Source organism: Candidatus Pelagibacter bacterium nBUS_25 (assembly GCF_051200975.1).
Classification (GTDB): Bacteria; Pseudomonadota; Alphaproteobacteria; order Pelagibacterales; family Pelagibacteraceae; genus Pelagibacter.
On the sequence record NZ_CP172846.1, the window covers coordinates 708,285 to 734,543 of the forward strand.

The 26,259-nt window shown below is 30.7% G+C and carries 28 protein-coding genes and 3 tRNA genes; 4 read left to right on the plus strand and 27 right to left on the minus strand.

The features are described from left to right. Nucleotides 1-5: 5 nt before the first annotated feature. From ACIJYH_RS03810 to ACIJYH_RS03915, 22 genes are all read right to left on the minus strand, one after another. Nucleotides 6-542 (minus strand): biotin--[acetyl-CoA-carboxylase] ligase, encoded by a 537-nt coding sequence (locus ACIJYH_RS03810; RefSeq protein WP_435162310.1) that lies wholly within the window; start codon nucleotides 540-542, stop codon nucleotides 6-8. After that, nucleotides 542-1,960, minus strand: coding sequence for an NADH-quinone oxidoreductase subunit NuoN (gene nuoN, locus ACIJYH_RS03815; protein ID WP_435162312.1), 1,419 nt, complete (start codon nucleotides 1,958-1,960; stop codon nucleotides 542-544). The genes ACIJYH_RS03810 and nuoN overlap by 1 nt, the downstream gene beginning before the upstream one ends. Before the next feature lies 1 nt (nucleotide 1,961). Continuing rightward, nucleotides 1,962-3,443, minus strand: coding sequence for an NADH-quinone oxidoreductase subunit M (locus tag ACIJYH_RS03820; protein WP_435162314.1), 1,482 nt, complete (start codon nucleotides 3,441-3,443; stop codon nucleotides 1,962-1,964). Further along, nucleotides 3,443-5,356, minus strand: a complete 1,914-nt coding sequence (gene nuoL / locus ACIJYH_RS03825; protein ID WP_435162316.1) for an NADH-quinone oxidoreductase subunit L — start codon at nucleotides 5,354-5,356, stop codon at nucleotides 3,443-3,445. The genes ACIJYH_RS03820 and nuoL overlap by 1 nt, the downstream gene beginning before the upstream one ends. A 2-nt stretch (nucleotides 5,357-5,358) precedes the next feature. Continuing rightward, complete coding sequence (gene nuoK, locus ACIJYH_RS03830) at nucleotides 5,359-5,670, minus strand: NADH-quinone oxidoreductase subunit NuoK (RefSeq protein ID WP_271507758.1); 312 nt, start codon at nucleotides 5,668-5,670, stop codon at nucleotides 5,359-5,361. Further along, nucleotides 5,663-6,295: an NADH-quinone oxidoreductase subunit J gene (locus ACIJYH_RS03835; protein WP_435087331.1), complete on the minus strand. Its 633-nt coding sequence runs from the start codon at nucleotides 6,293-6,295 to the stop codon at nucleotides 5,663-5,665. Before ACIJYH_RS03835 ends, nuoK begins: the two co-directional genes overlap by 8 nt. A gap of 4 nt (nucleotides 6,296-6,299) precedes the next feature. Then, nucleotides 6,300-6,785 carry an NADH-quinone oxidoreductase subunit NuoI gene (gene nuoI / locus ACIJYH_RS03840; RefSeq protein WP_435087333.1) on the minus strand — a complete coding sequence of 162 codons (486 nt, stop codon included), beginning with the start codon at nucleotides 6,783-6,785 and terminating at the stop codon, nucleotides 6,300-6,302. Between the two features lie 2 nt (nucleotides 6,786-6,787). Next, entirely contained in the window at nucleotides 6,788-7,786 is a 999-nt protein-coding gene (nuoH, locus tag ACIJYH_RS03845) for an NADH-quinone oxidoreductase subunit NuoH (protein WP_435162318.1), read from the minus strand. A 1-nt stretch (nucleotide 7,787) separates the two neighbouring features. Next, nucleotides 7,788-9,827: an NADH-quinone oxidoreductase subunit NuoG gene (gene nuoG, locus ACIJYH_RS03850; RefSeq protein WP_435162320.1), complete on the minus strand. Its 2,040-nt coding sequence runs from the start codon at nucleotides 9,825-9,827 to the stop codon at nucleotides 7,788-7,790. Further along, complete coding sequence (gene nuoF, locus ACIJYH_RS03855) at nucleotides 9,820-11,151, minus strand: NADH-quinone oxidoreductase subunit NuoF (RefSeq protein ID WP_435162322.1); 1,332 nt, start codon at nucleotides 11,149-11,151, stop codon at nucleotides 9,820-9,822. The genes nuoG and nuoF overlap by 8 nt, the downstream gene beginning before the upstream one ends. After that, nucleotides 11,144-11,752 carry an NADH-quinone oxidoreductase subunit NuoE gene (gene nuoE, locus ACIJYH_RS03860; RefSeq protein WP_435162324.1) on the minus strand — a complete coding sequence of 203 codons (609 nt, stop codon included), beginning with the start codon at nucleotides 11,750-11,752 and terminating at the stop codon, nucleotides 11,144-11,146. The genes nuoF and nuoE overlap by 8 nt, the downstream gene beginning before the upstream one ends. After that, complete coding sequence (locus ACIJYH_RS03865; RefSeq protein WP_435162326.1) at nucleotides 11,749-12,924, minus strand: NADH-quinone oxidoreductase subunit D; 1,176 nt, start codon at nucleotides 12,922-12,924, stop codon at nucleotides 11,749-11,751. Before ACIJYH_RS03865 ends, nuoE begins: the two co-directional genes overlap by 4 nt. Then, a complete protein-coding gene (locus tag ACIJYH_RS03870; RefSeq protein WP_435162328.1) occupies nucleotides 12,908-13,513 on the minus strand; it encodes an NADH-quinone oxidoreductase subunit C in 606 nt (201 codons plus the stop codon). The genes ACIJYH_RS03865 and ACIJYH_RS03870 overlap by 17 nt, the downstream gene beginning before the upstream one ends. Nucleotides 13,514-13,515: 2 nt before the next feature. Beyond that, complete coding sequence (locus tag ACIJYH_RS03875; RefSeq protein ID WP_435087343.1) at nucleotides 13,516-14,031, minus strand: NuoB/complex I 20 kDa subunit family protein; 516 nt, start codon at nucleotides 14,029-14,031, stop codon at nucleotides 13,516-13,518. A gap of 12 nt (nucleotides 14,032-14,043) precedes the next feature. Continuing rightward, nucleotides 14,044-14,412 carry an NADH-quinone oxidoreductase subunit A gene (locus ACIJYH_RS03880; RefSeq protein ID WP_271484297.1) on the minus strand — a complete coding sequence of 123 codons (369 nt, stop codon included), beginning with the start codon at nucleotides 14,410-14,412 and terminating at the stop codon, nucleotides 14,044-14,046. Between the two features lie 87 nt (nucleotides 14,413-14,499). Continuing rightward, nucleotides 14,500-14,576 (minus strand) — tRNA-Asp (locus ACIJYH_RS03885). Between the two features lie 13 nt (nucleotides 14,577-14,589). After that, a tRNA-Val gene (locus ACIJYH_RS03890) sits at nucleotides 14,590-14,665 on the minus strand. Between the two features lie 51 nt (nucleotides 14,666-14,716). Continuing rightward, the gene (gene lon, locus ACIJYH_RS03895; RefSeq protein WP_435162331.1) at nucleotides 14,717-17,095 is read right to left on the minus strand and encodes an endopeptidase La; all 2,379 of its coding nucleotides are present in this window, start codon (nucleotides 17,093-17,095) and stop codon (nucleotides 14,717-14,719) included. A gap of 60 nt (nucleotides 17,096-17,155) precedes the next feature. Beyond that, on the minus strand, nucleotides 17,156-18,424 hold the full coding sequence (gene clpX, locus ACIJYH_RS03900; protein WP_435162333.1) for an ATP-dependent Clp protease ATP-binding subunit ClpX: 1,269 nt from the start codon (nucleotides 18,422-18,424) through the stop codon (nucleotides 17,156-17,158). 91 nt (nucleotides 18,425-18,515) lie between these two features. After that, nucleotides 18,516-19,127, minus strand: coding sequence for an ATP-dependent Clp endopeptidase proteolytic subunit ClpP (gene clpP, locus ACIJYH_RS03905; RefSeq protein ID WP_435087350.1), 612 nt, complete (start codon nucleotides 19,125-19,127; stop codon nucleotides 18,516-18,518). 33 nt (nucleotides 19,128-19,160) lie between these two features. Continuing rightward, on the minus strand, nucleotides 19,161-20,585 hold the full coding sequence (gene tig / locus ACIJYH_RS03910; RefSeq protein ID WP_435162335.1) for a trigger factor: 1,425 nt from the start codon (nucleotides 20,583-20,585) through the stop codon (nucleotides 19,161-19,163). A 10-nt stretch (nucleotides 20,586-20,595) separates the two neighbouring features. Further along, nucleotides 20,596-20,680, minus strand: a tRNA-Leu gene (locus ACIJYH_RS03915). A gap of 99 nt (nucleotides 20,681-20,779) precedes the next feature. On the opposite strand from ACIJYH_RS03915, the gene ACIJYH_RS03920 reads away from it, so the two are divergent. Genes ACIJYH_RS03920 through ACIJYH_RS03930 form a run of 3 tightly spaced genes read left to right on the plus strand, consistent with a single transcriptional unit; the run spans nucleotide 20,780 to nucleotide 21,612 of the window. Continuing rightward, nucleotides 20,780-21,031: a DUF1289 domain-containing protein gene (locus ACIJYH_RS03920; protein WP_435162337.1), complete on the plus strand. Its 252-nt coding sequence runs from the start codon at nucleotides 20,780-20,782 to the stop codon at nucleotides 21,029-21,031. Beyond that, nucleotides 21,024-21,194, plus strand: a complete 171-nt coding sequence (locus ACIJYH_RS03925; protein WP_435162339.1) for a hypothetical protein — start codon at nucleotides 21,024-21,026, stop codon at nucleotides 21,192-21,194. Before ACIJYH_RS03920 ends, ACIJYH_RS03925 begins: the two co-directional genes overlap by 8 nt. Next, a complete protein-coding gene (locus ACIJYH_RS03930) occupies nucleotides 21,181-21,612 on the plus strand; it encodes a hypothetical protein (protein WP_435162341.1) in 432 nt (143 codons plus the stop codon). The genes ACIJYH_RS03925 and ACIJYH_RS03930 overlap by 14 nt, the downstream gene beginning before the upstream one ends. Here the strand turns inward: ACIJYH_RS03930 and ACIJYH_RS03935 are convergent. Further along, nucleotides 21,609-21,740: a hypothetical protein gene (locus ACIJYH_RS03935; protein ID WP_435162343.1), complete on the minus strand. Its 132-nt coding sequence runs from the start codon at nucleotides 21,738-21,740 to the stop codon at nucleotides 21,609-21,611. The genes ACIJYH_RS03930 and ACIJYH_RS03935 overlap by 4 nt on opposite strands. Nucleotides 21,741-21,788: 48 nt before the next feature. Between ACIJYH_RS03935 and ACIJYH_RS03940 the strand changes: the two genes are divergently transcribed. After that, entirely contained in the window at nucleotides 21,789-22,469 is a 681-nt protein-coding gene (locus ACIJYH_RS03940; RefSeq protein ID WP_435162345.1) for a uracil-DNA glycosylase, read from the plus strand. Here the strand turns inward: ACIJYH_RS03940 and ACIJYH_RS03945 are convergent. The 4 genes from ACIJYH_RS03945 to ACIJYH_RS03960 form a co-directional block, all read right to left on the minus strand. Next, entirely contained in the window at nucleotides 22,459-22,881 is a 423-nt protein-coding gene (locus tag ACIJYH_RS03945; RefSeq protein WP_435162347.1) for a YbgC/FadM family acyl-CoA thioesterase, read from the minus strand. The two genes, ACIJYH_RS03940 and ACIJYH_RS03945, sit on opposite strands and share 11 nt — an antisense overlap. Before the next feature lie 287 nt (nucleotides 22,882-23,168). After that, nucleotides 23,169-24,668, minus strand: coding sequence for a tripartite tricarboxylate transporter permease (locus tag ACIJYH_RS03950; protein WP_435162349.1), 1,500 nt, complete (start codon nucleotides 24,666-24,668; stop codon nucleotides 23,169-23,171). Further along, complete coding sequence (locus ACIJYH_RS03955) at nucleotides 24,665-25,135, minus strand: tripartite tricarboxylate transporter TctB family protein (protein ID WP_435162351.1); 471 nt, start codon at nucleotides 25,133-25,135, stop codon at nucleotides 24,665-24,667. The genes ACIJYH_RS03950 and ACIJYH_RS03955 overlap by 4 nt, the downstream gene beginning before the upstream one ends. A gap of 27 nt (nucleotides 25,136-25,162) precedes the next feature. Continuing rightward, nucleotides 25,163-26,143 (minus strand): tripartite tricarboxylate transporter substrate binding protein, encoded by a 981-nt coding sequence (locus tag ACIJYH_RS03960; RefSeq protein ID WP_435162353.1) that lies wholly within the window; start codon nucleotides 26,141-26,143, stop codon nucleotides 25,163-25,165. Between the last annotated feature and the right edge of the window lie 116 nt (nucleotides 26,144-26,259).

Below are 26,259 nucleotides of genomic sequence, written 5' to 3' on the forward strand. Positions count from 1 at the left end.
AATTATTAATTTATTTTATACATTTTTAATAAATTTTTTTCAAAAATTACTTTAAGTTTGTTCTCTATTTCTCTTTTATTAATAGATTTATCGATCAATTCATACAAGCTAGTAGTTGGATAATTTTTAATTCTAGGACTTTTCTTAATATTTATGCCAATGCCTATAATCAAAAAATTTTTATCAAAAATAGAAATTGTTTCTTGTAATATTCCACATATCTTTTTTTTTTGAATTAATAAATCGTTAGGTTTTTTAAATGTAATATCTTTTTTATAATAGTTTTTTAATAATTTTTTTATTAATAAACAATTAATTTTTGTTAATCTTGATATGGTTATGTTAATATTCTCTAATTCATAAAAAAAACTAACAAATAAGTTGCCTTTATGTGAAATCCATTTTTTTCCATATTGACCCCTACCCATTGTTTGTGCATCAGATACCACCATCCCATATTTATAATTTGAGTTTTTAATAATTCGAATTGCTGTGTTATTTGTGCTTTTAACTTTTTTGAATTTAAATTTTTTAAATTTCATTAAATAATATTAATTCTTGATACTACATCAATCAGTTGACTTGGAAAAATGAAGTATAGGAGAATTAATATTGTTGAAAGAGTAAGTGAAAATTTTAACCATAAACTATGGTCATCATCATATTTTTCTTTCTCTTTATCAAAGTATATTATTTTAATAATTCTTAAATAGTAAAATGCTGCAACAACAGTTGATAGCAAACCTACAATCGCTAAAAAATACATTGATTGTTCTATAACAGCTTTAAAAATATAAAATTTTGCAAAAAAACCAGCTAGTGGAGGAATTCCTGCTAAAGAAAATAATATAATTAGTAAAGATAGAGATAATAGAGGGTGATTTTTTGATAAGCCTGAAAGATCATCAATTTCTTCGTAATATTGATTGTTTCTTTTTAGCATCAATAAACATGAAAATAGAGCTAAGTTCATAACAACATAAATTGATATGTACACAATTGAGCTTTGAATACCTTCGTTAGACCCTGTTGCTAAGCCTGCTAATGTATATCCTATATGACCAATTGAACTGTAGGCTACAAGCCTTTTTATATTTGTTTGACCAATAGCCGCTATTGCACCAAAAAGCATCGAAGCTATAGATAAAAATATTATAATTATTTGCCATTGATCGATTAAATTTAAAAAAGGTACATACAAAAACCTTATAAATACTGTTAAAGCAGCAATTTTAGGCACCATCGTAAAGAATAAAGTAACAGATGTTGGTGAACCTTCATAAACATCAGGGGCCCACATATGAAAAGGTACCGCTGAAATTTTGAATGCAAGTCCAACTAAGATAAATACAATACCAAAAGTTAACACATATTCGTTTGAATTTAGTTGATTTGAAATTACATTAAAGTTTGTTGAGCCTGAAAATCCATAAATTAATGAACAACCATATAGAAGTAAACCAGATGATAAGGCGCTTAAAACAAAATATTTCAAGCCTGCCTCTGATGATTTTAATTGATCTCTATTAAAAGAAGCTAACACATAAAGAGCTAAAGATTGAAGTTCAAGACCCATGTAAAATACCATTAAGTCATTTGAGCTAATCATTACCATCATACCCAAAACCGAACTTAATATTAGAACTGGATACTCAATCTTATAAATTTTAAATGTTTTAAGGTATGAAGATGAAATTACTAAGACTAAAAAAGCCCCAAGTAGTGTAATAATTTTCATTAGTGAAGACATGTGATCAATGACAACACTATTGTTAAACAAAGTTATTCGATCGATACTAAAGGTTTCGTTAAGAGTAATTATTGCAGTTATTAAAAGAACTATAAATGAGATGTTAAAAGTAAGTTTTGAACTATCTTTTTTAAAAACACCTAAAACTAATAAAAACATAATTGAAAGTGAAATAAATATTTCAGGTAATACTAAATTTAGGTTTTCCATTTTATTTATTAATCAAATTTGAATTATACATATTAATTAGATCAGTAACCGAAACTTCAATTGTGTTTATCAATGGGTCAGGATAAAAACCAAAAAACAATGTTGGTATAGCTAAACATGCTAAAATAAAATACTCAGATTTATTTAGATCTATCATTGATTTAAGATCCTCATTGATTAATTTTCCAAAAACAACTCTTTTGTATAACCATAACATATAAGCAGCCCCAAGAATTACTCCTAAACTAGCTAAGACAGCGACTAAAAAATTATCTTTGAACACCCCCATTAAAATTAAAAACTCTCCAACAAAACCACTTGTTCCAGGTAAACCAAGCGCAGCAAGAGTAAATAACATGAACAAAATTGAGTATTTTGGAATGATAGACACTATTCCACCATACGAGCTGATTAATCTTGAATGCATTCTATCGTAGACAACTCCAACACATAAAAATAAAGCAGCAGATACCAAGCCATGACTGATCATTTGAATGATACTTCCTTCTATACCTTGTTGTTGAATAGTAAATATTCCTAAAGTTACAAAACCCATATGTGCTACAGAGGAATATGCAATGAGTTTTTTCATGTCTTCTTGCATTAAAGCTATTAGAGATGTGAGAATTATTGCAATTACACTTAAAGTGTAAATTAAAGGTGTAAAAATTTCTGACGCAACAGGAAAAAGACCTAATGAAAATCTTATAAATCCATATCCAGCCATTTTTAGCAAAATCGCTGCTAACAAAACTGATCCAGCGGTAGGAGCCTCTACGTGTGCATCTGGCAGCCAAGTGTGCACAGGCCACATAGGTGTTTTTACAGCAAATGAGCTAAAGAATGCTAGCCACAATAAATTTTGATATTTTGGATCTATACCAAGTTCGTAAAGTTTAGTTACATCTGTAGTGCCTGAAATCCAATAAATTGAAATAATAGCAACCAACATTAATACAGAGCCAAGAAGTGTATATAAAAAGAATTTAAAAGCTGAATATACTCTTTTTGGACCACCCCAAATACCAATAATTAAAAACATTGGAATTAAACCTGCTTCAAAAAATAAATAAAAAACAACTAGATCAAGAGCGCAAAAAACTCCAATCATGAAGCTTTCCATAATCAGTATTGCAATTAAAAAATCTCTTAATTTAGTTTTGATCGAACTGTTTACCGATATGATACATAAAGGTGTAATAAATGTGGTTAAGATAATAAATAAGATTGAAATTCCGTCTACACCAACTTTATAATTTATAAAATTCTCAATCCAAATTCTTTCTTCTATAAATTGAAAGTTAGATGAAGACTGATCAAAAGAGGCCCATAGATAAATAGAAATTGCAAAATTAACCACTGATGTAAATAAAGCAACATATTTAACAGTTGAGTTGTTACCTTCTTTATCTTTGGTAAAAAATAAAAAAAGTGCACCGACAGTTGGTAATAAAATCAAAGATGAAAGAATTGGAAAGTTCATTATTTAACAATCAAAAAGGTTAATAAAGCTGAAAAGCCCAAAAGCATTACAAAAGCATATTGATATATGAAGCCACTTTGAAATTTGTTTGCCTTTATTGAACATTTTTTTATAAAAGATGAGATGCCGTCTGGTCCAAAACCATCAATTAATTTTCCATCACAAAATTTCCAGAAAAATAAACCTAATTTTTTTGATGGATTGATAAAAATGACTTCGTATAATTCATCAAAATACCATTTATTAATTAAAAATTTATATAAGGGCTTATTCATATTTGCTATTTGATTTGGCAATTCTTTGTTTTTAACAAATAAATAATAAGCTATTGGAATTGACAGCAATACTAAACAAGGAGTCATCAACAAAAACCAGGTTGGGGGATGCTCTAAGCTTAATGGTTTTAAAAATTTAATCGACTCAGCCCAGAAATAATTTTCTCCACCATGACCAACAAATAAGTCTTTGAATAAAAAACCTGCAAATATAGCTCCAATAGATAATATCACTAAAGGTATCAACATTATTAAAGGGGACTCGTGTGTTTCCTCAATACTTACTTTTTTATTATTATAATTTCCGTGGAATGTTTTAAAAATTAATCTCCATGAATATATTGAAGTTAAAAATGCTGTAAAAATTCCAATTCCTGCAGCATAATATCCAGTAGTATTTCCCTTCAAATATGCAAATTCAATAATGGCATCTTTTGAATAGAAACCTGATAGAAATGGAAAACCGGTAAGAGCAAGTGTTCCAATAATCATTAATGCATATGTATAAGGCAATTTTTTCCAGACGCCTCCCATATTGTTGATATCTTGTTCATCTTTAAATGCATGAATTACAGAACCTGAGCCTAAAAATAGTAAAGCTTTAAAAAATGCATGAGTAAATAAATGAAACATCGCCACGTTATAAGCTCCCACCCCGGCTGCAAAAAACATATAACCTAGTTGACTACAAGTTGAGTAAGCAATAATTTTTTTTATATCGGTTTGTACTAATGCAACTGTGGCTGCAAAAAAAGCAGTCGTCATTCCAACAATTGTTATCAAGTTCAATATTAATGGAGAATATTCATAAATTGGTGAACATCTTACAACCAGAAAAACTCCCGCTGTAACCATTGTTGCAGCATGAATTAATGCAGAAACGGGTGTTGGACCCTCCATTGCATCAGGTAGCCATGTATGAAGTAAAATTTGTGCTGATTTACCCATCGCTCCAATAAATAAAAGCAAACAAATCAAGTCTATTGCTTTAATTTCGAAACCTAAAAAAGATAAATTTTTATCAATAACAGTTGGAATTTGTTGAAAAACTTCTGAGTAATTGACTGTTCCAAATAAATAAAAAATTAAAAATATTCCAAGAGCAAAGCCAAAATCTCCCACTCTATTAACAACAAAAGCTTTAATTGCTGCAGCATTTGCACTTTCTTTTTTAAACCAAAAACCAATTAAAAAATATGAACATAAACCAACTCCTTCCCAACCAAAAAATAATTGAATAAAATTATCTGAAGTAACCAACATCAACATTGCAAATGTAAACAATGAAAGATAAGCCATAAATCTTGGTTTATGTGGATCGTGTGACATATAACCAATTGAATAAATATGAACTAAAGATGAAACAGAAGTAACGACAACTAACATTACTGCTGATAATGGGTCAATCAACATGGACCAATTAACATCTAGCGATCCTGAATTTATCCAAGTTGCTATAACAATATTTTCTTCATATTGATTAACTATAACTTGATATAAGACAAAGATTGATAAAAACGCAGATATTGAAACGAAAACACTTGTAATAATTTCAGAGTTTCGATCACCTATATATCTTCCAAAAAAACCTGAAATGATTGAAGCAATTAGGGGAAGAAATAAAATAGAAATTTCCATAATTATCCTTTCAACTTATCTATTTCTTCAACACGAATTGTTCCCGAATTTCGATAGTACACTACAATTATTGCCAGTCCAATTGCAGCTTCTGCAGCTGCCACTGTTAAAATAAATAAAGTAAATACTTGTCCAGTAAGGTCACCTAAAAAAATTGAAAACGCCACTAAATTTATATTAACTGCAAGCAATATCAACTCTATGCTCATTAATATAACAATAATATTTTTTCTGTTTAAAAAAATACCAATAATACCAATTGAGAATATAACTGCTCCTAATGTTAAATAATGTCCCAAACCAATCTCAGTCATCGATTTTCACTCCTTTATTGGTTTCAACATCTAAAACCTGAACACCTTCAGATCTTTCTCTTGAAATTTGTTTTAAGTAACTTTGCTTTTTAACTCCTTCTCTTTTTCTAAAAGTTAAAACAATAGCACCAATCATTGCTACTAATAAAATCATTCCACTTAATTGAAATACATGAATATAGTCTGTGTATAAAATCTGTCCAAGCGCATGAGTATTACTCACATTAAAGGTATTTAATGAATTATTTATATCAAATAAATCAGGCTTATATTTCCAACCACCAATAACAATTATTAATTCAAAAAATATGATCGTACTAATGATCAAACCTACGGGAATGTGCCCTGAGCTTTCTTGTGAGGCAAACCACTGGTTTTTTTGTTGAGCAACGTTTAACATCATCACTACAAATAAAAACAACACTGCTACAGCACCTACATAAACAATTAACATTATCATTCCTAAGAATTCAGCACCTATCATTATAAAAAGACATGAGATACTTATAAAATCTAAGATAAGAAAAAAAACAGAATGGACAGTATTTTTAGAGACTGTAACCATAATTGCTGAAATTACAGCTATAATTGAAAAAGTATAAAAGAAAATTGAGTGAGCTATCATAGATTTATCTGTATGGATTATCAGCTTTGATATTTGCAGCTAAAACATTCTCCCATCTATCTCCGTTATCTAATAGTTTATCTTTAGTATAATAAAGCTCTTCTCTTGTTTCTGTAGAAAATTCAAAATTTGGACCTTGAACAATCGCATCAACTGGACATGCTTCTTCACATAAACCACAATAAATGCATTTCATCATATCAATATCGTATCTTGTTGTTTTTCGGCTTCCATCATCTCTAGCGGCTGACTCTATTGTTATAGCTTGAGCAGGACACACAGCTTCACATAATTTACAAGCAATACATCTTTCCTCACCATTAGGGTACCTTCTTAACGCATGTTCCCCTCTAAAACGTGGGCTTATTTTTCCTTTTTCAAATGGGTAATTAATAGTTTTCTTTGGTTTGAAAAGTTCTTTAATTGCAATAATTAAACCTCCAACAAAGTCTGTCATAAATATTGTTTTAAAAAATCTTGAAATTTTCATAATTAATTTGTTGGTAGTAAGTTAAAGTAAAATAAATAACTAGCAGTCAGCACAACCCAAGTTAAAGATAAAGGTAAAAAAACTTTCCAACCAAGTCTCATTAATTGATCATATCTATATCTAGGAACAATAGCTTTAACCAAGGCAAATAGGACAAATAACAATAAAATTTTTAATATAAGCCAAATCGCTCCAGGCACCAATGTAAATGGATAAATTTCTATTGGGGACATCCAGCCACCTAAAAACAAAATAGCACCCATAGCACACATTAATAAAATATTTGCATATTCACCTAGCCAAAACATTGCATACATCATTCCAGAATATTCTGTTTGATAACCAGCGACTAATTCTGCTTCTGCTTCTGGTAAATCAAAGGGAGGTCTATTTGTTTCAGCTAGAGCTGAAATAAAAAAAATAACAAACATGGGAAATAATGGAATAACGAACCATAAATTTTTTTGAGCTTCAACAATATCATTTAAATTTAATGATCCCACACATAATAGAACGTTAATGATTATAACACCTATAGAAACTTCATAAGAAACCATTTGAGCAGCAGATCTTATAGCTCCAAGAAAAGGATATTTTGAATTTGATGCCCAACCTCCCATTATAATTCCATAAACACCCAAAGAAGAAACCGCAAATAAATATAAAATACCCACATTAATATCTGCTAAAACTTGTGTTGAACTAAATGGTATTACAGCCCAGGCAACTAAAGCTAGGGTCATAGTAACAATTGGTGCTAAAATAAAAATTACTTTATTTGAGCTAGATGGAATAATAATTTCTTTAAATATGTACTTAAGAGCATCTGCTAACGATTGAAGTAAACCAAATGGTCCAACCACATTTGGACCTTGTCTTTTTTGAACAAAAGCCCAAACTCTTCTATCAAGCCAGACTATCATAGCAACAGATACAAGAACTGGTACTAACAAAAAGAGTATTTTGTAAATTTCTTGAAAAACAATATTTAAATATTCCATCCTAACCCTCTGTGCCTGTAGATTGATAATTTAATTTTGAATTATTGCATTCAACCATAGTTTTTGAAGATCTAGCTATAACGTTTGAAAAATAATAATCTTTTACATTAATTTTTAGAGTTTCATTTGTGAATTTACTTTCATCAAACTCAGTATTGTTATCACCTGTGTTTTTTTGTTTTTCTTTTTGTAAATTGAGATAATTCAACATGCTGCTTTCTAATTCATCTTTATCATTAAATAATTTTCTATTATTCATTAACTCAGCAAGCTCATTAATAATTTGCCAATCTTCTTTTGCATCTCCTGGAGGATATGATGCCTTATAAGCTTTTTGAAGCTTGCCCTCTAAATTTGTAAAATATCCATCTTGCTCGGTGTATGCAGAACCAGGTAAGATAATATCGGCTATTTCAGCACCTTTATCACCATGACTACCTTGATAAATAATAAATTCATTTTTCTTATCAAAGTTTAAATTGTCTTGCCCAACTAAATAAATGACATCAAATTTGTGGTTTTGTAAATCTTCTAATAGATTGTTCTCTTCATTTACTAAACCCAGATCATAGTTGCCAACTGTTGCTGCGTCACGAGATAAAATATTAAACGGATTCCAATCCTCACTAACTTTTTTATTTTTAACAAGAAAATCTTTAATTTTATTAAAGAAATACATTGATGAATTTAAGTTAAGTAATGATTCACCTAATATTACCATTGGTTTATTTGCACTTATAATTTGTTTAGATAGATCATGTTTTCCATCAAAAATATCTTTCAGTGTTTGAGTTTGCCCATCTAAACTTTCATAAGGAAAAGTTAAGTCACCTAAATCATTTAATGAAATAATTTTAGTATTATTGTTTAAATAAGATTTTCTAATTCTTGCATTTAATATTGTTGCTTCATATCTTGGATTTGTTCCAATTAAAAAAATAAAATCAGATTCCTCTATGCCATTTATTGTTGAATTAAACAGATAATTTTCTCTTTTGTTTGTATTTACAAATCGATTATCTGATCTAGATTCATAATTTTGTGTGTCAAGAGTACGATCAAAAAACTCTTTAAAGATATATCCTGTCTCCATGTTACATAAATCACCTACAAAGCCACAAACTTTTTCTTTTGTAGTATTTTCAATTTTTGATTTAATAATTTTGTAAACTTCGTCCCAAGAAGCTTTTTCAAACTTGCCATTATACTTTATAAAAGGTGTGTCTAGTCTTTGACTTAATAAGCCGTCACAAGCATATCTTGTTTTATCAGAAATCCATTCTTCATTGATATCCTCGTTTATAATTGGCAACACCCTTTTTACCTCCCAATCATAAGTATCAACTCTTATATTTGATCCAATTGCATCCATAACATCTATGGACTCTGTCTTTTTAAGTTCCCAAGGTCTTGCTTCAAACACGTAAGGTTTTGAAGTTAGGGCGCCAACTGGACATAAATCTACTACATTAGCTGAAAGCTCAGATTGCATCGATTGTTCTAGATACGTTGTAATTTGCATATCTTCACCTCTTCCAATTGCACCAATTTCTGGAACTCCAGCTATTTCAGTTGCAAACCTTACACATCGTGTACAGTGAATACATCTTGTCATCTGAGTTTTAATTAAAGGACCCATATTTTTTTCAGGGACTGATCTTTTGTTTTCTTTAAATCTTGATTTATCTACCCCATAAAACATAGATTGATCTTGAAGATCACATTCTCCACCTTGATCGCAAACTGGACAATCTAGTGGATGGTTAGCAAGTAAAAACTCCATTACACCTTTTCTTGCTTTTTCAACAAAGGCTGTATTTGTTTTTATATTCATTCCTTCTGCTGCAGGCATTGCACAAGATGCTACTGGTTTAGGAGATTTTTCCATTTCAACTAAACACATTCGACAATTTCCTGCTATTGAAAGTTTCTCATGATAACAAAATCTTGGAATTTCAACTCCAGCTATTTCACATGCCTGAAGAACTGTTAAACCCTCTTCAACTTCTACATCAATATTGTTTACTTTTAGTTTAAGCATTTTTTTTATCTAATAAGTGTTGATCCACTAAGTAAGGAATTGTGTTCTTTTTCTTTACAATTAGATCTAAATTATTTCTTTCTTCTATTTCTTTTTTAAAATGTCTCAAAAGTCCTTGTACAGGCCATGAAGAACCCTCACCAAATGCACAAATTGTATGACCTGCAATTTGATTTGTAACATCACCTAGCATATCAACTTCATCTCTACTAGCTTCTCCTTTTGCCATACGCTCAAGCATTCTCCACATCCAACCAGAACCTTCTCTGCATGGTGTACATTGTCCACAACTTTCGTGTTTATAAAATCTTGCAATCCTTGCCATACATTTAATGATGTCCTGATCTTTGTTAATAACGACGATACCAGCGGTACCTAATCCACTTTTTTCAGCCATCAAAGAATCAAAATCCATAGTCAATGTTTCACATTTTTTTTTGGGTATAAGTGGCATTGATGAACCACCAGGTATTACGGCTTGTAAGTTTTCCCAGCCACCAACAACGCCGCCTGCATGAACTTCAATTAGCTCTTTTAGAGGAACGTTCATTTCTTCTTCAACATTACAAGGGTTATTTACATTACCTGAAATACAAAAAATTTTAGTGCCTGTATTTTTTTCTCTACCAAGTGACGCAAACCATTTGCCACCTCTTCTAAGAATAGTTGGCACAACAGCTATAGTTTCAACATTATTAATAATTGTAGGACATCCGTATAGACCTATTAAGGCTGGAAAAGGTGGTTTTAATCTCGGTTGACCTTTTTTGCCTTCAATACTTTCAAGCAAGGCTGTTTCTTCACCACAAATGTATGCTCCTGCACCATAATGAATATAGATATCTAAATCCCACCCCGTGCCAGCTGCATTTCTACCTATTAATTTTTTTTCATAAGCTTCATCTATTGCTGCTTGAAGTTTTTCACCATCAACAAAATATTCACCTCTAATATAAATATAGCAAACATGTGCTTGGACTGCATAAGCTGCAATCAAGCAACCTTCTATTAATTTATGAGGTTCAAATCTTAATATATCTCTATCCTTACATGTGCCAGGTTCAAATTCATCCCCATTAATTACTAAATAATGTGGTCTTGATCCAACTTCCTTAGGGGCAAAAGACCATTTCAATCCTGTAGGAAATCCTGCTCCACCTCTTCCTCTTAATTGAGAACTTTTAACTTCATTGATTATCCAGTCTCTTCCTTTGTCAATCAAATCTTTAGTGTCGACCCAATCTCCTCTTTTCTGAGATGAGGTAACATCTGAACCCATATCGTTATATAAGTTTTGAAAAATTCTATCGTTGTCTTTAAGCATTTTTTAAATCCATAAGTGTTTTTCTATTATTTTCAGGCTCATTATTTACACGACCTCTATAGGAACCCGGTTTAGGTTTTTCACCATTTAAAATCTTTTCTAATATTTCCAAAGTTTTTTCTTTATCAAGATCTTCATAATAATCATCATTGATCTGCATCATAGGAGCATTTACACAGGCCCCAAGACACTCAACTTCCATCCAAGAACAACTTTTATCACTTGATAGCTCTGTTTCATTTTCAGAGATTTTTTCTTTACAAGCTTCAACTAGCTTATTTGCACCTCTAATCATGCATGGTGTAGTTGTGCAAACTTGCACAAAAAACTTTCCAACAGGAGATAAATTGTACATTGTGTAAAAAGTAGCAACTTCATAAACTTTTATGTAAGGCATCTCTAAAAATTTAGCTATGCATTTCATTGCAGCTAATGGTATCCAGTTATTATTTTGCCTTTGAGCAATATAAAGTAAAGCCATCACTGCACTTTGTTGTTTACCTTTTGGATATTTAGAAACAATAGTTTTGACAGCTTCTAAAGATGAAGAATTAAACTCAAAAGTTTCTGGTTGATCTTTAGCTGGTCTTCTTAAACTCATCTATCCACCTCTCCAAAAACAATATCTAAAGAACCTAAAACAGCTGGGACATCAGCTAACATATGGCCTTTTATTAAATAGTCCATTGATTGAAGGTGTGAAAAACCTGGCGCTCTAATTTTGCATTTGTATGGTTTGCTTGACCCATCTGAAATTAAATATACACCAAATTCACCTTTCGGAGCCTCCACAGCAGTATAAATTTCATCTTTTGGTACTCTATAACCTTCTGTAAAAAGTTTAAAATGATGAATCAAAGCTTCCATAGATTGTTTGATTTCTTTTTTAGATGGAGGACTTATTTTTCCATCTAATGACTTTATGGGTCCTTTTTCCATCTTTGCTAAACATTGTTTTATTATAAAAACACTTTCCTTCATCTCTTCAATTCTGCACAAATATCGATCGTAACAATCTCCATTTTTTCCAACAGGAATCTTAAAATTTAATTGATCATAACAATCATATGGTTGAGATTTTCTTAAATCCCAAGGTATCCCCGATCCCCTTACCATAACTCCTGAAAAAGAGTAATCCAAAGCATCTTCTTTAGATACAATTCCTATATCTACATTTCTTTGTTTAAAAATTCTGTTATCAGTTAATAAATTTTCAAGATCATCAATAATTTTTGGAAATGTTTGACAAAATTTTCCAATATCATCTTCTAGTCCAGTTGGTAAATCTTGATGAACTCCCCCAGCTCTAAAATAATTTGCATGAAGTCTTGATCCAGACGCTCTTTCATAAAAAGTCATCAATGTTTCTCTTTCCTCAAATCCCCACAATGAAGGAGTTAAAGCCCCAACATCTAATGCCTGTGTGGTTACATTTAAAATATGACTTAAAATTCTACCTATTTCACAAAACATTACTCTTATGTATTGAGCCCTAATAGGTACATCGATATTCAATATCTTCTCTACAGCAAGAGCAAAGGCATGCTCTTGGTTCATAGGAGCAACATAATCTAATCGATCAAAATAAGGTACTGCCTGCATATAAGTTTTATTTTCAATTAATTTTTCAGTTCCTCGATGAAGTAAACCTATGTGTGGATCAGCTTTTTCAACAACCTCTCCATCTAGCTCTAAGATTAACCTAAGAACTCCATGGGCGGCAGGATGCTGTGGTCCAAAGTTTAAGTTTAAGTTTTTAATTTTTTTTGTCATTATTGTCTATTTCATCTTTGATATATTTTGTACCTTCCCAAGGACTTTCATAATCAAAATTTCTGTAATTTTGCTCTAATTTTACTGGTTCACTAATAACTTTTTTTTGATCTTCACTATACCTAACCTCAGTATGGCCAGTTAAAGGGAAATCTTTTCTTAAAGGGTGACCTTCAAAACCATAATCTGTTAATATTCTTCTAAGGTCTGGATGATCTTTAAAAGACACACCGTACATATCAAAAACCTCTCTTTCCATCCAATTAGCAGCTGGAAAAATACTTGTTAATGATTGAATTATCTCGTTTTCATTTATTGAGTAACTCATAATAATTCTTTGATTAAATTCATGACTTAAAAATAAATAAACCATTTTAAATCTTTGAGTATTCTCTGGGTAATCTACAACTGTGATATCTATAAGTTGTCTAAATTTTGTTTCTTGGTTTGTTTTTACAAAAAGTGTTACATCAATTAAATCCTCTTTATCAATTTCTATATACAATTGATTGTGTTTTATGTTCGTACTATTAATTTTAGTAGTTAACTCTGAATTTATCTTTTTTTCTAAATCTATTAAGTTATTCATAACTATCTAATGAAAGAGCCTTTGTTTCTTATTTTTTTTTGAAGCTGTAATATTCCATATAATAAAGCCTCAGCAGAAGGTGGACATCCTGGAACATAAACATCAACTGGTACAATTCGATCACAACCTCTAACTACAGAGTAAGAATAATGATAATAACCCCCTCCATTTGCACAACTACCCATCGATATCACATATCTTGGCTCAGGCATTTGATCGTAAACTTTTCTTAAAGCTGGAGCCATTTTATTAGTAAGCGTACCTGCAACAATCATAACATCAGATTGTCTTGGAGATCCTCTTGGTGCAGCTCCAAATCTCTCTAAATCATATCTTGGCATTGCAGTTTGCATCATCTCAACCGCACAACATGCAAGACCAAATGTCATCCAGTGTAGCGAACCTGATCTAGACCAGTTTATTAAATTATCTAATGAAGTCGTTATAAATCCATTCTCACTAAAATCTTTAGCGAGTTGTTTAAATTCTTCTGGAACTTGATCTATTTTATTATTCATTATGATTAATTTTTATTCCCAGTCTAAAGCACCTTTTTTCCATTCATAAATAAAACCAATTGTAAGTATGAACAAAAAAATCATCATTGAGGAAAATCCCAATATACCAATATTTCCTAGTGAGATAGCCCAAGGAAACAAAAATGCAATTTCCAAATCAAATATAATAAATAAAATGGCCACTAAATAAAACCTAACATCAAATTCCATTCTAGAATCTTCAAAAGGTTCAAACCCACACTCATAAGCTGATAGTTTTTCTGGGTCAGGTTTTTTTGGTGAAAGTATAAAATTTACAACAACAAAAGCACAACTAAGTCCTAATGCTATAATTAAAAATAGAATTATCGGTAAGTAATCTTTTAAAAATTCAGATAACATGGAAGTCTATATACCAGTTTTTATCCTTAGTTGAAGAGCTGATACGTCACATTTTAATTGATATTATAAGAGCAAATTGAAGAAAAGTGGCGGGAGTGAAGGGACTCGAACCCTCGACCTATCGCGTGACAGGCGATCGCTCTAACCAACTGAGCTACACCCCCACTTTTATTATTATGGTGGGTAGTAAAGGACTCGAACCTTTGACCCCCTCGGTGTAAACGAGATGCTCTACCAACTGAGCTAACCACCCACAAAATATGGCTACTTATTACATCAACGGTTTGATAAAGTAAATTAATTATTATTGAATACTAGCTTGAGATTTATCGTCTTTTTTAGATATATCAACCTCAACCCACTCAGTTCTTTTAAGTTCCTTTGTTAAAGCAACTTTTAAAACTTGATCAGCATATTCAACTGGTGTGATCTTAATATCATCAATTATTTTTTTTGGCATATCTACCAAGTCTTTTTCATTTTCTTTTGGTATCAATACCTCTTTAATTCCGGCTCTATGAGCTGCTAAAAGTTTTTCTTTTAATCCACCTATTGGCAAAACTTGTCCAGTCAAAGTCACTTCCCCAGTCATTGCAACATCTCTTCTAACTGGAATTCCAGTAATTGATGAAACTATGGATGTAACCATTCCGATACCCGCTGATGGGCCGTCTTTTGGTGTCGCTCCTTCTGGCACGTGAATATGAAAATCTTTTTTTTCAAATAGCGGTGGAATAATTCCGTATTCTAAACATTTAGATCTTACAAAAGATTTAGCAGCTTTAACAGATTCTTGCATGACATCTCCAAGCTTACCTGTAATTTGCATTCTACCTTTACCAGGCATAGTCACAGTTTCAATTTTCAAAATTTCTCCACCATACTCAGTCCATGCTAGGCCAGTTACAATACCCACTCTGTTTTCAGATTCTAATTCACCAAATTTAAATTTAGCAATACCTAGAAAATCAGATAAATTTTTATTATTTATATTTACTTCCTTCTCTTCACCTGCAACTATTTTTTTTACAACTTTTCTTGCTAGTTTTGATATTTCTCTTTCCAAATTTCTAACGCCAGACTCTTTTGTATAGCCTCTAATTACTTCTTTAATGATATCGTTTTCTAATTTCATTTCTTTATCTTTCACACCATTATCTTTAATTTGTTTAGGTAAAAGATATTTGTTAGCAATACTTATTTTTTCATCCTCTGTGTAACCAGCAAGTCTAATTACTTCCATTCTATCTAAAAGCGGTGGTAGAATATTTAATGTATTTGCAGTTGTAACAAACATTACATCAGACAAATCATAATCAACTTCTAGGTAATGATCATTAAACGTTGTATTTTGTTCTGGATCTAAAGCTTCTAATAAAGCAGATGAAGGATCTCCTCGATAATCATTTCCAATTTTATCTATTTCATCTAATAAAATAAGTGGATTTTTAGTACCAGCTTTTTTCATCATTTGTATTATTTTTCCTGGTAACGAACCAATGTAGGTCCTTCTATGCCCTCTTATTTCTGCTTCATCTCTCATTCCACCAACAGACATTCTAACAAATTCTCTATTAGTTGCTTTAGCAATGGATTTACCTAACGAGGTTTTACCAACACCTGGAGGTCCAACTAAACATAAAATTGGTCCTTTAATCTTTTCCATTCTTTTTTGAACTGCTAGAAATTCAATTATTCTTTCTTTAACTTTTTCTAGTCCAAAATGATCTTTATCTAGAATATTTAAGGCTTTCGTTAAATCAATATCAACTTCACTTTTTTTGTGCCAAGGAAGTTCCGTCATCCAATCAAGATAATTTCGTACAACAGTTGCTTCTGCCGACATTGGACTCATATTCTTTAATTTTTTGAGCTCTTGTAAGCATTTCTTTTCAACTTCTTTAGGCATTTTAGCTTTTGTGATAGCTTTATTAAGACTAGTAGTTTCATCTTTACCATCTTCAATTTCACCTAATTCTTTTTGAATAGCTTTTAACTGCTCATTTAAATAATATTCTCTTTGAGTTTTCTCCATTTGAGTTTTAACTCTACCTCTAATTCTTTTTTCAACACCTATGATGCTTGTTTCGTTTTCCATTATTTTGATAATGGCATTTAGTCTTTTCTTAACATCTACTGTTTCAAAAATTTGTTGTTTTTCAGAAATAGTTGCGTTGATATGAGATGCTATATTGTCAGCAATTTGAGAAGGATCTTTTAGCTGTTTAATCGTATTAATGGTTTCACTTGAAACTTTTTTATTAATGGAAGTTAGCTTTTCTAATCTTCTTAGTGCAGTTGCCGCAAGTGGGTACAGATCTTCGTCCTTAGCGACAACATCATTATAATGAGCGTAGTCACAAGTTATAAATTTATCGTTATCTTTAAAATCTAATATTTTTACTCTTTTGATGCCCTCAACTAAGACTTTTACAGTTCCGTCAGGTAGCTTTAAAAGCTGCAGAATACTTCCCTCACATCCATACATAAATATGTCTGTTTTTTTAGGGTCATCAATTTCAGAGTTTTTTTGAGTAACTAAAATTATTTTTTTATCTTTTTTCATTACCTCATTTAAAGCTGAAATAGACTTGTCTCTTCCAACAAACAGAGGGATTACCATGCTTGGGAACACAACTATGTCCCTTAAAGGTAATAATGGTAATGTGATTTTAACATCCATAGCTTTAATATGGATATTATATTTTATATTGCAATAGGTTTTTGTTAGTTATTAGGAATATTAAGCCGCTGATGGCTTGTTGGTCTTTGTTTTGCTTTCCCCTTTAGTATGAACCAATATAGGTTGAGACTGTCCTTTAGCGGCTCCTGCGTCAACTATAACCTCTTCTATGTTGTCTTGACTTGGCAAATCATACATAGTTTTTAGCAAAATATTTTCTAAAATTGATCTTAAACCTCTTGCACCTGTTTTTTTCTTAATTGCTTTTTGAGCAATTTCTTTTAATGCATTTTCTTTAAAAGTTAACTTTGCTCCATCAAGTTTGAATAATTCTTGATATTGTTTTGTTAATGAATTTTTTGGTTCTTGTAAAATTTTAATCAATGATTTTTCATCTAAATCTTCAAGTGTTGCTATCATGGGTAGTCTTCCAATAAATTCTGGGATTAAACCAAATTTTAATAAGTCTTCTGGCTCAAGTGTTTTCATCCACTCACCTGTTTTTTTGTCTTGAGTATTTTTAACATCGGCACCAAAACCTATTGATGTACCTTTATCTCTTTGAGAAATAATTTTATCCAATCCAGCAAAAGCACCTCCACAAATAAATAATATATTTGTTGTATCAACCTGTAGAAATTCTTGTTGTGGGTGTTTTCTGCCTCCTTGGGGCGGAACACTTGCAACTGTTCCTTCCATAATTTTTAGTAGAGCTTGTTGAACACCTTCACCTGATACATCTCTAGTTATTGATGGGTTTTCTGATTTTCTACTAATTTTGTCAACCTCATCAATATAAACAATTCCTCTTTGTGCTTTTTCAACATTATAATCTGAAGCTTGTAATAATTTTAAAATTATATTTTCAACATCTTCACCGACATAACCTGCCTCTGTTAAAGTTGTTGCATCTGCCATTGTAAATGGGACATCTAAAATTCTAGCAAGAGTTTGTGCCAATAATGTTTTACCACAACCTGTGGGACCAACTAACAAAATATTAGATTTTGCAAGCTCAACATTTTTACTTGTTTTGCTCTCATAATTTAATCTTTTGTAATGATTGTGAACTGCAACAGATAAAACTTTTTTTGCATGTGGCTGACCAATTACATAATCATCTAAAACTGAACAAATTTCTTTTGGTGAAGGAAGTCCATCTTGATGTTTTACAAAAGTATCTTTGCTTTCCTCTTTGATAATATCCATGCATAATTCAACACACTCATCACAAATAAATACTGTAGGACCAGCAATTAATTTTCTAACCTCATGTTGGCTCTTTCCACAAAAAGAGCAGTAAAGAATATTTTTATTATTTGTTGTCATAATATTTTTTTAACGAATCAATTAAATTACTGTATTATAGAAGACTCCTACTAATCAAGTTTGGATTATATCGCATCCAATATATGGTGGTTTAAGATCTTTTTTCTACTACTTCGTCTATTAGGCCAAAGTCTTTAGCAACTTCCGCAGTCATAAAGTTGTCTCTTTCTAGAGCAGACTTAACTTCATCCACAGATTTACCTGTATGTTTTGAATAAATTTCATTTAATCTTTTTTTTAATGAAGAGACTTCATTTGCATGTATTTCAATATCCGTTACTTGACCCTGAAACCCTGCTGAAGGTTGGTGAACCATAACTCGTGAATTTGGAAGTGAAAATCTTTTACCCTTTGTTCCAGCGGCAAGTAAAAAAGATCCCATTGAAGCTGCTTGTCCAATACATAAGGTTGAAATATCTGGTTTAACGTATTGCATAGTGTCATAAATTCCAAGACCAGCTGTAACAAGACCGCCAGGACTGTTTATATATAAATAAATTTCTTTTTTAGGATCTTCAGCTTCAAGAAATAATAGTTGGGCAGTAACTAATGATGCTACGTTGTCGTTAATTTGACCTGTTAAAAAAATAATTCTCTCTTTTAAAAGTCTTGAATAAATATCATAAGCTCTTTCACCCTTATTGGATTGTTCGACAACCATTGGGACTAAAGTGTTCATGTGTTCAGAAATATCTATTGTCATAAGTTGATTCGTCCTAACTTATACAACTTGAGATTACTTTTTGCTAACTTTTTTTGCTACTGGCTTTGATTTTGAAGCTTTTGAAGGTGATTTTTTTTCCTTACTAGATTTTGCTTTAACTTTTTTATCTTCGTCATGTTCATGTTCATGGTCATGATTATGATCATGTTTATGTGCATCTTTTAGAATCTTTTCTGCCTCATCTTTAGAAATCTCTTTTTTATTTGGCTTAGCTTTTTCTTTAATCAAATTAAGAATTTTTTCTTCATAAACTGTTCCTCTTAAACTAGCTACAGCCGAAGGATTTTTTTGATAAAAATCCATTACCATCTTTTCTTGACCTGGCATCATTCTAAGTTGTTTTTGAACCTCAGCTTGAATTTCTTGCTCAGATACTTGAACTTTATTTTGTTCACCAAATTCATTTAATATTAATCCAGTTTTTATTCTAGTCTTTGCTGTTTCTGTAAATTTAGTTTTATTTTTCTTAGCTTCCTCTTCAGGCATTCCTTGTGAAAGAATTTTAATTTCTTCTTCAATTAAATTTTCAGGAATTTCATCTACTTTAATTTTTTCAATTTCTTTTAATATTTGATTTTTAGATAATTGATCTAATGAATTTTTATATTCATCATTAATCTGTTTTGATATTAAGGTTTTAAGATCATTTAAATCTTTAGCACCCAAGTTTTTTGCAAAATTATCATCAATTTTTACTTCTTCAGGGTTTTTTACATTTAAAATTTTACAATTGAATTTCGCAGATTTATTTACCAATTCTTTTTCAGGAAAGTTTTCTGGTAAAACTGCATCTACAATTTTTTCATCATCTTTTTTGACACCAATAAGCTGTTTGTCAAAACCTTTTAAAAACAAATCTTTCCCTAGTGTTAATTGAGTATTTTTACCTTCGCTACCTTTAAACTCTTTTCCATCTACAGTAGCTTGATAATCCAATGTCACTAAATCACCCTCTTTTGCTTTGGTTTCAGCACTTGCCTCTTTAAAGCTAGGTTGATTTTTAGCTATTTCTTTAATTCTTTTATCTGTTTCGCTATTATCAATTTTAACAGAATATTGATCAAATTTTATACTTTCTATAGATTTAACATCTACTTTCGGTAATTCAGTTACAGACATAACATATTCTAGCTCTTTATCTTCACCGTAAATTTTTAGATCTAATTTTGGTTGACCTGCTGGTTTAATTTTATTTTCTTCAAGAGCCTTTGTTGATGTATCTTTTAATACTTTATCTAAAACTTCTCCAAATACAGCTTTACCGAATTGTCTTTTTAAAACTTCTCTTGGAACTTTTCCTGGACGAAAACCTTTTAGATTTACAGTGCCTTTAATCTCTTCATATTTTTCATCCATATAAGAGTTCATTGTCTCTTTATCGATAAAAACTTTAACGTCTTTATTTAAACCTTTTATATTTTCTACAGTTACTTTCATAATATTTAAATGGTAGGGCGAAAAGGACTCGAACCTTCACATCCGAAAATATTGGTTCCTAAGACCAACGCGTCTACCAATTCCGCCATCGCCCCACAAATTACGTGGTTTTATATATTATTGAAACTATTTGTCCAATGACAATTGGTCAAAAATTAACTATTTATCACTTATAATTAACAAAATTTTTAAAAATGATAATTTCACCCTGTATTAGTATTTGTAAAACTGATCCCTCCACAGGTTATTGCTATGGCTGTGGAAGAAATAATGATGAAAAGAAAATTTGGAAATCTGAGGATACGACAGATGAATGGAAAAAAGAAAATCTAAATCATATTAAAGATAGACTTAGCGGGTGGCAGCTAGATAGCTTTAATGATTCGTATCAACACAAAATCAATAATGGAATTTCGCTATTTAAAAAAAATTTAAAAAATGAATAAATCAACAATTATAATTATAATTTATATTATAGGATTAGTTTTTGGTGCCCTAGTATTAAATATCTGGAGTGCCCAAACTAGCCCTAAAGCTTTAATAGGCATAGGCTGGACAGCATTATTATTGATAGGATTATTTTTAACTGAAAAAGATGAAAAAAATTAAATTTTTAAATTTTCTTTGTTTACTGTGGTTAACTTTATTTACTACTAATAATGCAATTGCAGAAATTATCATTCTCAGTTCTTGTGATAATAAAAAAGATGGCTTCTTAAAGAATGAATACATTTTAGATTTAGAAAAATCATTAATGACAAGAAATTATGTTTACAACAATAAAACGTTCAAAAAATATCGAGTTACTGATCTTTCTGTAAAGAAAGAAAACACGTTAACAAAATTTATATACCAAGAGGATAATAAAATTCTTACTGATAAAATAGGCTATCCCCAATTTTATACACAATTATTATTTGAAATAGGCAATCCAAACATTATGATAAAAACAGTAATTAATAATGAAGAAGGAATTTCATTTATGTCTTTGTGTAAAAAAGTTGAAAGATTTGAAAAGGAAAGTTAATTTTTCTTTTTATTTTTTTTTATTGAATTTTTGTTTTTAAAATTAAATCTACTACTATTTGTAATGCTACTTCTATGTTTTGCGTAGGCTTGCTTTTGGGCTTGTTTCATTGCTTTTTTAGAAGACATAATATCTATAATCTATTATTCTATTTACAATCAATATCAATTACTTAAATGAAATATAAATTTAATAGACTGAATAAAACAATTATTAAATGTAAAAAATGCCCAAGATTAACTAATTTCATTAAAAAAATTTCTACAGAAAAAAGAAAGCAAAATATTAATGAAACTTATTGGGGAAAGCCAGTTACCGGTTTTGGAGATTTTAATGCAAAACTTTTAATATTAGGATTGGCACCTGCCGCTCACGGCGGTATCAGAACTGGGAGGGCTTTTACAGGAGATAAATCAGGTGAATTTTTATTTAAGTGTTTGCATAAAGCAAAAATATCCAACCAGCCAACCTCTGAAAATTTAAAAGATGGTCTAAAAGTTTACTCTACATATATAACAAATATTTTAAAATGTGTTCCACCTGGAGACAAGCCACTAAATAATGAATTAGATAATTGCTCTAATTATTTTGATGCTGAGATTTCAAACCTAAAAAAATTAAAAGTTATTATCACACTTGGAAAAGTTGCTTTTGATAATTGTCTAAAGTTTTATAAAATAAAGTGCAATCTCAACAAAAAAATGAATTTCAAGCATGGTAGGTTATACATTATGCCTGACAATGTGACGTTGATACCATCATATCATCCAAGTCCACGAAATGTTAATACTAGATTAATATCACAAAAAATGATGGTAGATTTATTTAATAAAGCAAAAAAGATATCTACAGCTTAATACTATCACAAAAGTAAGGTTTAAAATTATCAAATATAATTTCTGGTACTTTAACCGGCTTACCCTTTTCATTCACAAAAACTAAATGAACCTGAGAATTAACAATTATAATTTCTCCTTTGCTAATAATTTGGTTCATAAAGAAAGATGTTTTGGTGACAGATTTAATAAAAGATCTAATTCTTAATTCGTCCTCTAAATGAGCTGACTTTTTATACTCAATATTACAAGACTTTACGATTATAAGCGCTCCAAATTTATCTTTTATTTGTAAATTGCTTAATCCAATAGCTGTCAATGCCTCTGTTCTGGCTCTCTCTAAATATTTAAGATAATTAGCATAATAAACGACCCCACCAGCATCAGTATCTTCATAATAAACTTTTACATCGTGATAAAAATTTTCATGCATTAGACAATTATACCAAAAAAAAAAATATTTTAATACAAACTAAGGTATAAATATCTAATGAAGGTTTATATTTTTTGGCTTATAGGAGTGGTCATTTGGAATTTTGGTTTCCCCAATGCTCTCCCAATAGCAGATGTTATTGCAGCTATTATTTTATCTTTGATAAGTATAAGGTTAAAAAAATCAATAAAATCTTAATTTTTATAAGTACATTTTTTTTAAAGAATTTTAGCAAAGATTTTTAATCAACTTAGAGCTCTTATCTGTTAATTGAGATAAAAAATAATTTATTTTTTTTTAATAACTGTCTTATATATATGCCACAACACAATCAATATTGTTGTTGCTAATATACATGCTGTAAGAGTTCTGTCCCATAAAAAAGTCCAAGAGCCATCACTTAATAATAGAGATCTTCTTAAATTTTCTTCCATTAACCCACCAAGGACAAAGGCTAAAATAAGTGGTGGCATTGGAAAATCATATAACCGCATAAAAGTAGCAACAACTGCAATTCCTATCATCAAATAGATGTCAAAGTTATTAAATGACATTACATAAATTCCAGTTATTGAAAAAAATAAAATTAAAGGAATTAAATAATTTTTTGGTATTGCTAAAATCCTAGCGATATAAGGAATTAAAGGTAAATTCAGAATAAGTAATATTACCATTCCAATATACATCGACATTATAACTGACCAGAAAATTTCAGGATTAGTTACATAAAGTCTTGGGCCAGGCTGAATACCAAATCCTAATAGAGCTCCTAACATTACAGCAGTAGTACCACTTCCTGGTATTCCTAAAGTTAGTAATGGAACAAAAGCTCCTGAACATGCTGCATTATTTGCTGTTTCAGGTGCAGCTAATCCATGAACACTTCCTTTACCAAATTTTTCTTTTTCTTCATCACTTACTAAATTTCTTTCCATTCCATATGCTAAGAACGATGCAATAGTTGCTCCAGCCCCAGGTAATACTCCGATTAAAAAGCCAATAATTGAATTTCGAGGAATGGTTTTTAACATTTTAGTTCTTTCTTCTTTATTAATCTTAATTGAACCAAGTTCTGTTAAAGATACTTGTTTTGCAGCTGCAGTTGGATCGTTACGTTTTAAAATAATAGTGAGTGCTTCACTCATTGCAAAAGTTGCCATAACAACAAGAACAAAACTTATTCCATCTGTTAAGTTCATATTATTAAAAGTAAATCTTGTAATGTCAGATAAACTATCTTGACCAACAGATGCTAACATTAAACCAAGCACTACCATCATCATCGCTTTAATAAATTGTCCTTTAGATGAAAATGCAGCAATAGCAGTTAAACCTAAAATCATTAAGGCAAAATAATCAGGCGATCTAAAAGATAAACTTACTTTTGATAAACTGGGTGCCATAAATAATAAATAAATTGCAGCAAGTGTTCCACCTGCAAAAGAACTCCAGGCAGCAATTGCTAAAGCTTTTCCAGCTTTACCTTGTTGTGCCATTGGATAACCATCAAATGAAGTTGCTACCGTTCCAGGAACTCCTGGAGCATTTAATAATATTGAAGAAGTAGATCCTCCAAATACAGCTCCATAATAAACACCAGCCATTAAAATTAAGCCAGTTGCTGGATCAAAACCGTAAGTAATAGGTATCATTAAAGCTATCGCAGTCATTGGTCCAAGACCAGGAAGCATTCCAATGATTGTTCCAAAGAAACAACCAATCATTACCATAAATATATTTTGAAATGTAAGAGCTGTTTTTAATCCAATTAAAATTCCTTCTATCATCCCATCACTCCTAACATTTGAAGAAATGGATCTCTTAAGTAAATGTCGAGCATACCGTGTAAAAGATACATAAATACTGCAACAAATGGAAAGGAAAGCATAAACATTAATACCCATCTTCTCTCACCTAAAAAATAATAAGATGCCATTAGAAATAAAGAGGTAGTTAAAAAATACCCAACTTTTAAAATTAAGGCCCCATAAATTATTGCAATTAAAACTAAGATAGCAGTTTTTTTGTACTCTAAAGTTCTATGCTCAACTTTAATTGTGTTTGGGTCAGGTAAAATTACTTTAAGGCCTGAAAAAAATAATCCAGCATAACCTAAGTAAATCGGAAAAGTCCTAGCATTAAAAGGTGCATTTTCATCAAATGCAAAAACTTGAATTTGGTAAGCTGTATATAAATAAAATGCAGAAAAAATAAAAAAGAGCAGTGATATAATTTTTGTAGTATTTATATTCACTGCTCTAATTTTAAATAATCCTAAGGATTATATAACTCCTAATTTCTTCATAAGAGCTGTCATTTCTTCTGTTTGTTTTTCTAAGAAAGAAACAAACTTGTCACCTGGATTATAAATATTAACCCAAGCATTTCTTGCTCTAACAGTTTCCCATTCAGAAGTTTTTTGTACATCGCCTAGCATTTTAGCAATTGCATTTTTATCTGCACTGCTCATACCTGGAGGACCAAAAAATCCTCTCCAGTTTACGAATTGTACGTCATAACCTTGTTCTTTAAGAGTTGGCGCATCTGGAGCATCAGAAACTCTTGAAGGAGCAGTAATACCAATAATTCTTACTTGATCTCTTGCACCCATCAATTCACCTAAACCTGTAGAGATAATTTGAGTCTCTCCAGATAAAAGTCCAGCTAACGCTTTTCCACCAGCATCATAAGGAATATAAGCTACATCATTTGGATTAGCACCAGCAGCTTGGAAAGCTAAAGCACCAATTAAATGGTCCATACTTCCTCTTACTGATCCACCTGCCATTTTAATAGAACTTGGATTCTTTTTGTATGCATCAACTACATCTTTAAAGTTTTTGTAAGGTGAGTTTTTTGCAACAGCGATTGCACCATAGTCACCAATTACACCAGCGATTGGCACAACATCTTTATAAGATAAAGTACCACTTCCACTCACATAACCTTTGTGTCTAGTGATTGATCTTAAAACTAATGGTGTAGATTGAACTAAAACTGTATTTGCAGGTTTAGTATTAATCATGAAAGCTAAAGCTTTACCACCACCACCACCTGACATATTTTCAAATGATGCACTTTTTATCATACCAGCTTTTGTTAAAGCTTCTCCAGTACCTCTAGCAGTTCCATCCCAACCACCTCCAGCACCACCACCGATTACGAAATGAATTTTATCAATCGCAATTGAACTAGTTGTAGTTGCTGAGAATAATAGGATTACTGAAAATAATACTGAAAATATTTTTTTTAAGTTTTTCATTATTTTTCCCTCTATTAGTTTTTTTTGTTACTTAATTAATATTTTAAAGAAATGTCTAATAATAATAATACTATTGTTCTATCTGACAGAACATATTATTCTATTTAATAGAATTA

Bases quoted from the DNA above. Each gene is read 5' to 3' on its own strand.
- ACIJYH_RS03865 (WP_435162326.1), bottom strand. From the start codon at position 12,924: ATGACAAAAAAAATTAAAAACTTAAACTTAAACTTTGGACCACAGCAT.
- ACIJYH_RS03870 (WP_435162328.1), bottom strand. From the start codon at position 13,513: ATGAATAACTTAATAGATTTAGAAAAAAAGATAAATTCAGAGTTAACT.
- ACIJYH_RS03950 (WP_435162349.1), bottom strand. From the start codon at position 24,668: ATGATAGAAGGAATTTTAATTGGATTAAAAACAGCTCTTACATTTCAA.
- ACIJYH_RS03880 (WP_271484297.1), bottom strand. From the start codon at position 14,412: ATGTTATCTGAATTTTTAAAAGATTACTTACCGATAATTCTATTTTTA.
- nuoF (WP_435162322.1), bottom strand. From the start codon at position 11,151: ATGCTTAAAGACAACGATAGAATTTTTCAAAACTTATATAACGATATG.
- ACIJYH_RS03940 (WP_435162345.1), top strand. From the start codon at position 21,789: ATGAAATATAAATTTAATAGACTGAATAAAACAATTATTAAATGTAAA.
- ACIJYH_RS03835 (WP_435087331.1), bottom strand. From the start codon at position 6,295: ATGATAGCTCACTCAATTTTCTTTTATACTTTTTCAATTATAGCTGTA.
- nuoG (WP_435162320.1), bottom strand. From the start codon at position 9,827: ATGCTTAAACTAAAAGTAAACAATATTGATGTAGAAGTTGAAGAGGGT.
- ACIJYH_RS03960 (WP_435162353.1), bottom strand. From the start codon at position 26,143: ATGAAAAACTTAAAAAAAATATTTTCAGTATTATTTTCAGTAATCCTA.
- ACIJYH_RS03810 (WP_435162310.1), bottom strand. From the start codon at position 542: ATGAAATTTAAAAAATTTAAATTCAAAAAAGTTAAAAGCACAAATAAC.
- tig (WP_435162335.1), bottom strand. From the start codon at position 20,585: ATGAAAGTAACTGTAGAAAATATAAAAGGTTTAAATAAAGACGTTAAA.
- nuoN (WP_435162312.1), bottom strand. From the start codon at position 1,960: ATGGAAAACCTAAATTTAGTATTACCTGAAATATTTATTTCACTTTCA.
- ACIJYH_RS03820 (WP_435162314.1), bottom strand. From the start codon at position 3,443: ATGAACTTTCCAATTCTTTCATCTTTGATTTTATTACCAACTGTCGGT.
- nuoH (WP_435162318.1), bottom strand. From the start codon at position 7,786: ATGGAATATTTAAATATTGTTTTTCAAGAAATTTACAAAATACTCTTT.
- ACIJYH_RS03920 (WP_435162337.1), top strand. From the start codon at position 20,780: ATGATAATTTCACCCTGTATTAGTATTTGTAAAACTGATCCCTCCACA.
- ACIJYH_RS03935 (WP_435162343.1), bottom strand. From the start codon at position 21,740: ATGTCTTCTAAAAAAGCAATGAAACAAGCCCAAAAGCAAGCCTACGCA.
- clpX (WP_435162333.1), bottom strand. From the start codon at position 18,424: ATGACAACAAATAATAAAAATATTCTTTACTGCTCTTTTTGTGGAAAG.
- nuoL (WP_435162316.1), bottom strand. From the start codon at position 5,356: ATGGAAATTTCTATTTTATTTCTTCCCCTAATTGCTTCAATCATTTCA.
- ACIJYH_RS03925 (WP_435162339.1), top strand. From the start codon at position 21,024: ATGAATAAATCAACAATTATAATTATAATTTATATTATAGGATTAGTT.
- ACIJYH_RS03930 (WP_435162341.1), top strand. From the start codon at position 21,181: ATGAAAAAAATTAAATTTTTAAATTTTCTTTGTTTACTGTGGTTAACT.
- nuoK (WP_271507758.1), bottom strand. From the start codon at position 5,670: ATGACTGAGATTGGTTTGGGACATTATTTAACATTAGGAGCAGTTATA.
- lon (WP_435162331.1), bottom strand. From the start codon at position 17,095: ATGGATGTTAAAATCACATTACCATTATTACCTTTAAGGGACATAGTT.
- nuoE (WP_435162324.1), bottom strand. From the start codon at position 11,752: ATGAGTTTAAGAAGACCAGCTAAAGATCAACCAGAAACTTTTGAGTTT.
- clpP (WP_435087350.1), bottom strand. From the start codon at position 19,127: ATGACAATAGATATTTCTGAACACATGAACACTTTAGTCCCAATGGTT.
- nuoI (WP_435087333.1), bottom strand. From the start codon at position 6,785: ATGAAAATTTCAAGATTTTTTAAAACAATATTTATGACAGACTTTGTT.
- ACIJYH_RS03945 (WP_435162347.1), bottom strand. From the start codon at position 22,881: ATGCATGAAAATTTTTATCACGATGTAAAAGTTTATTATGAAGATACT.
- ACIJYH_RS03875 (WP_435087343.1), bottom strand. From the start codon at position 14,031: ATGAATAATAAAATAGATCAAGTTCCAGAAGAATTTAAACAACTCGCT.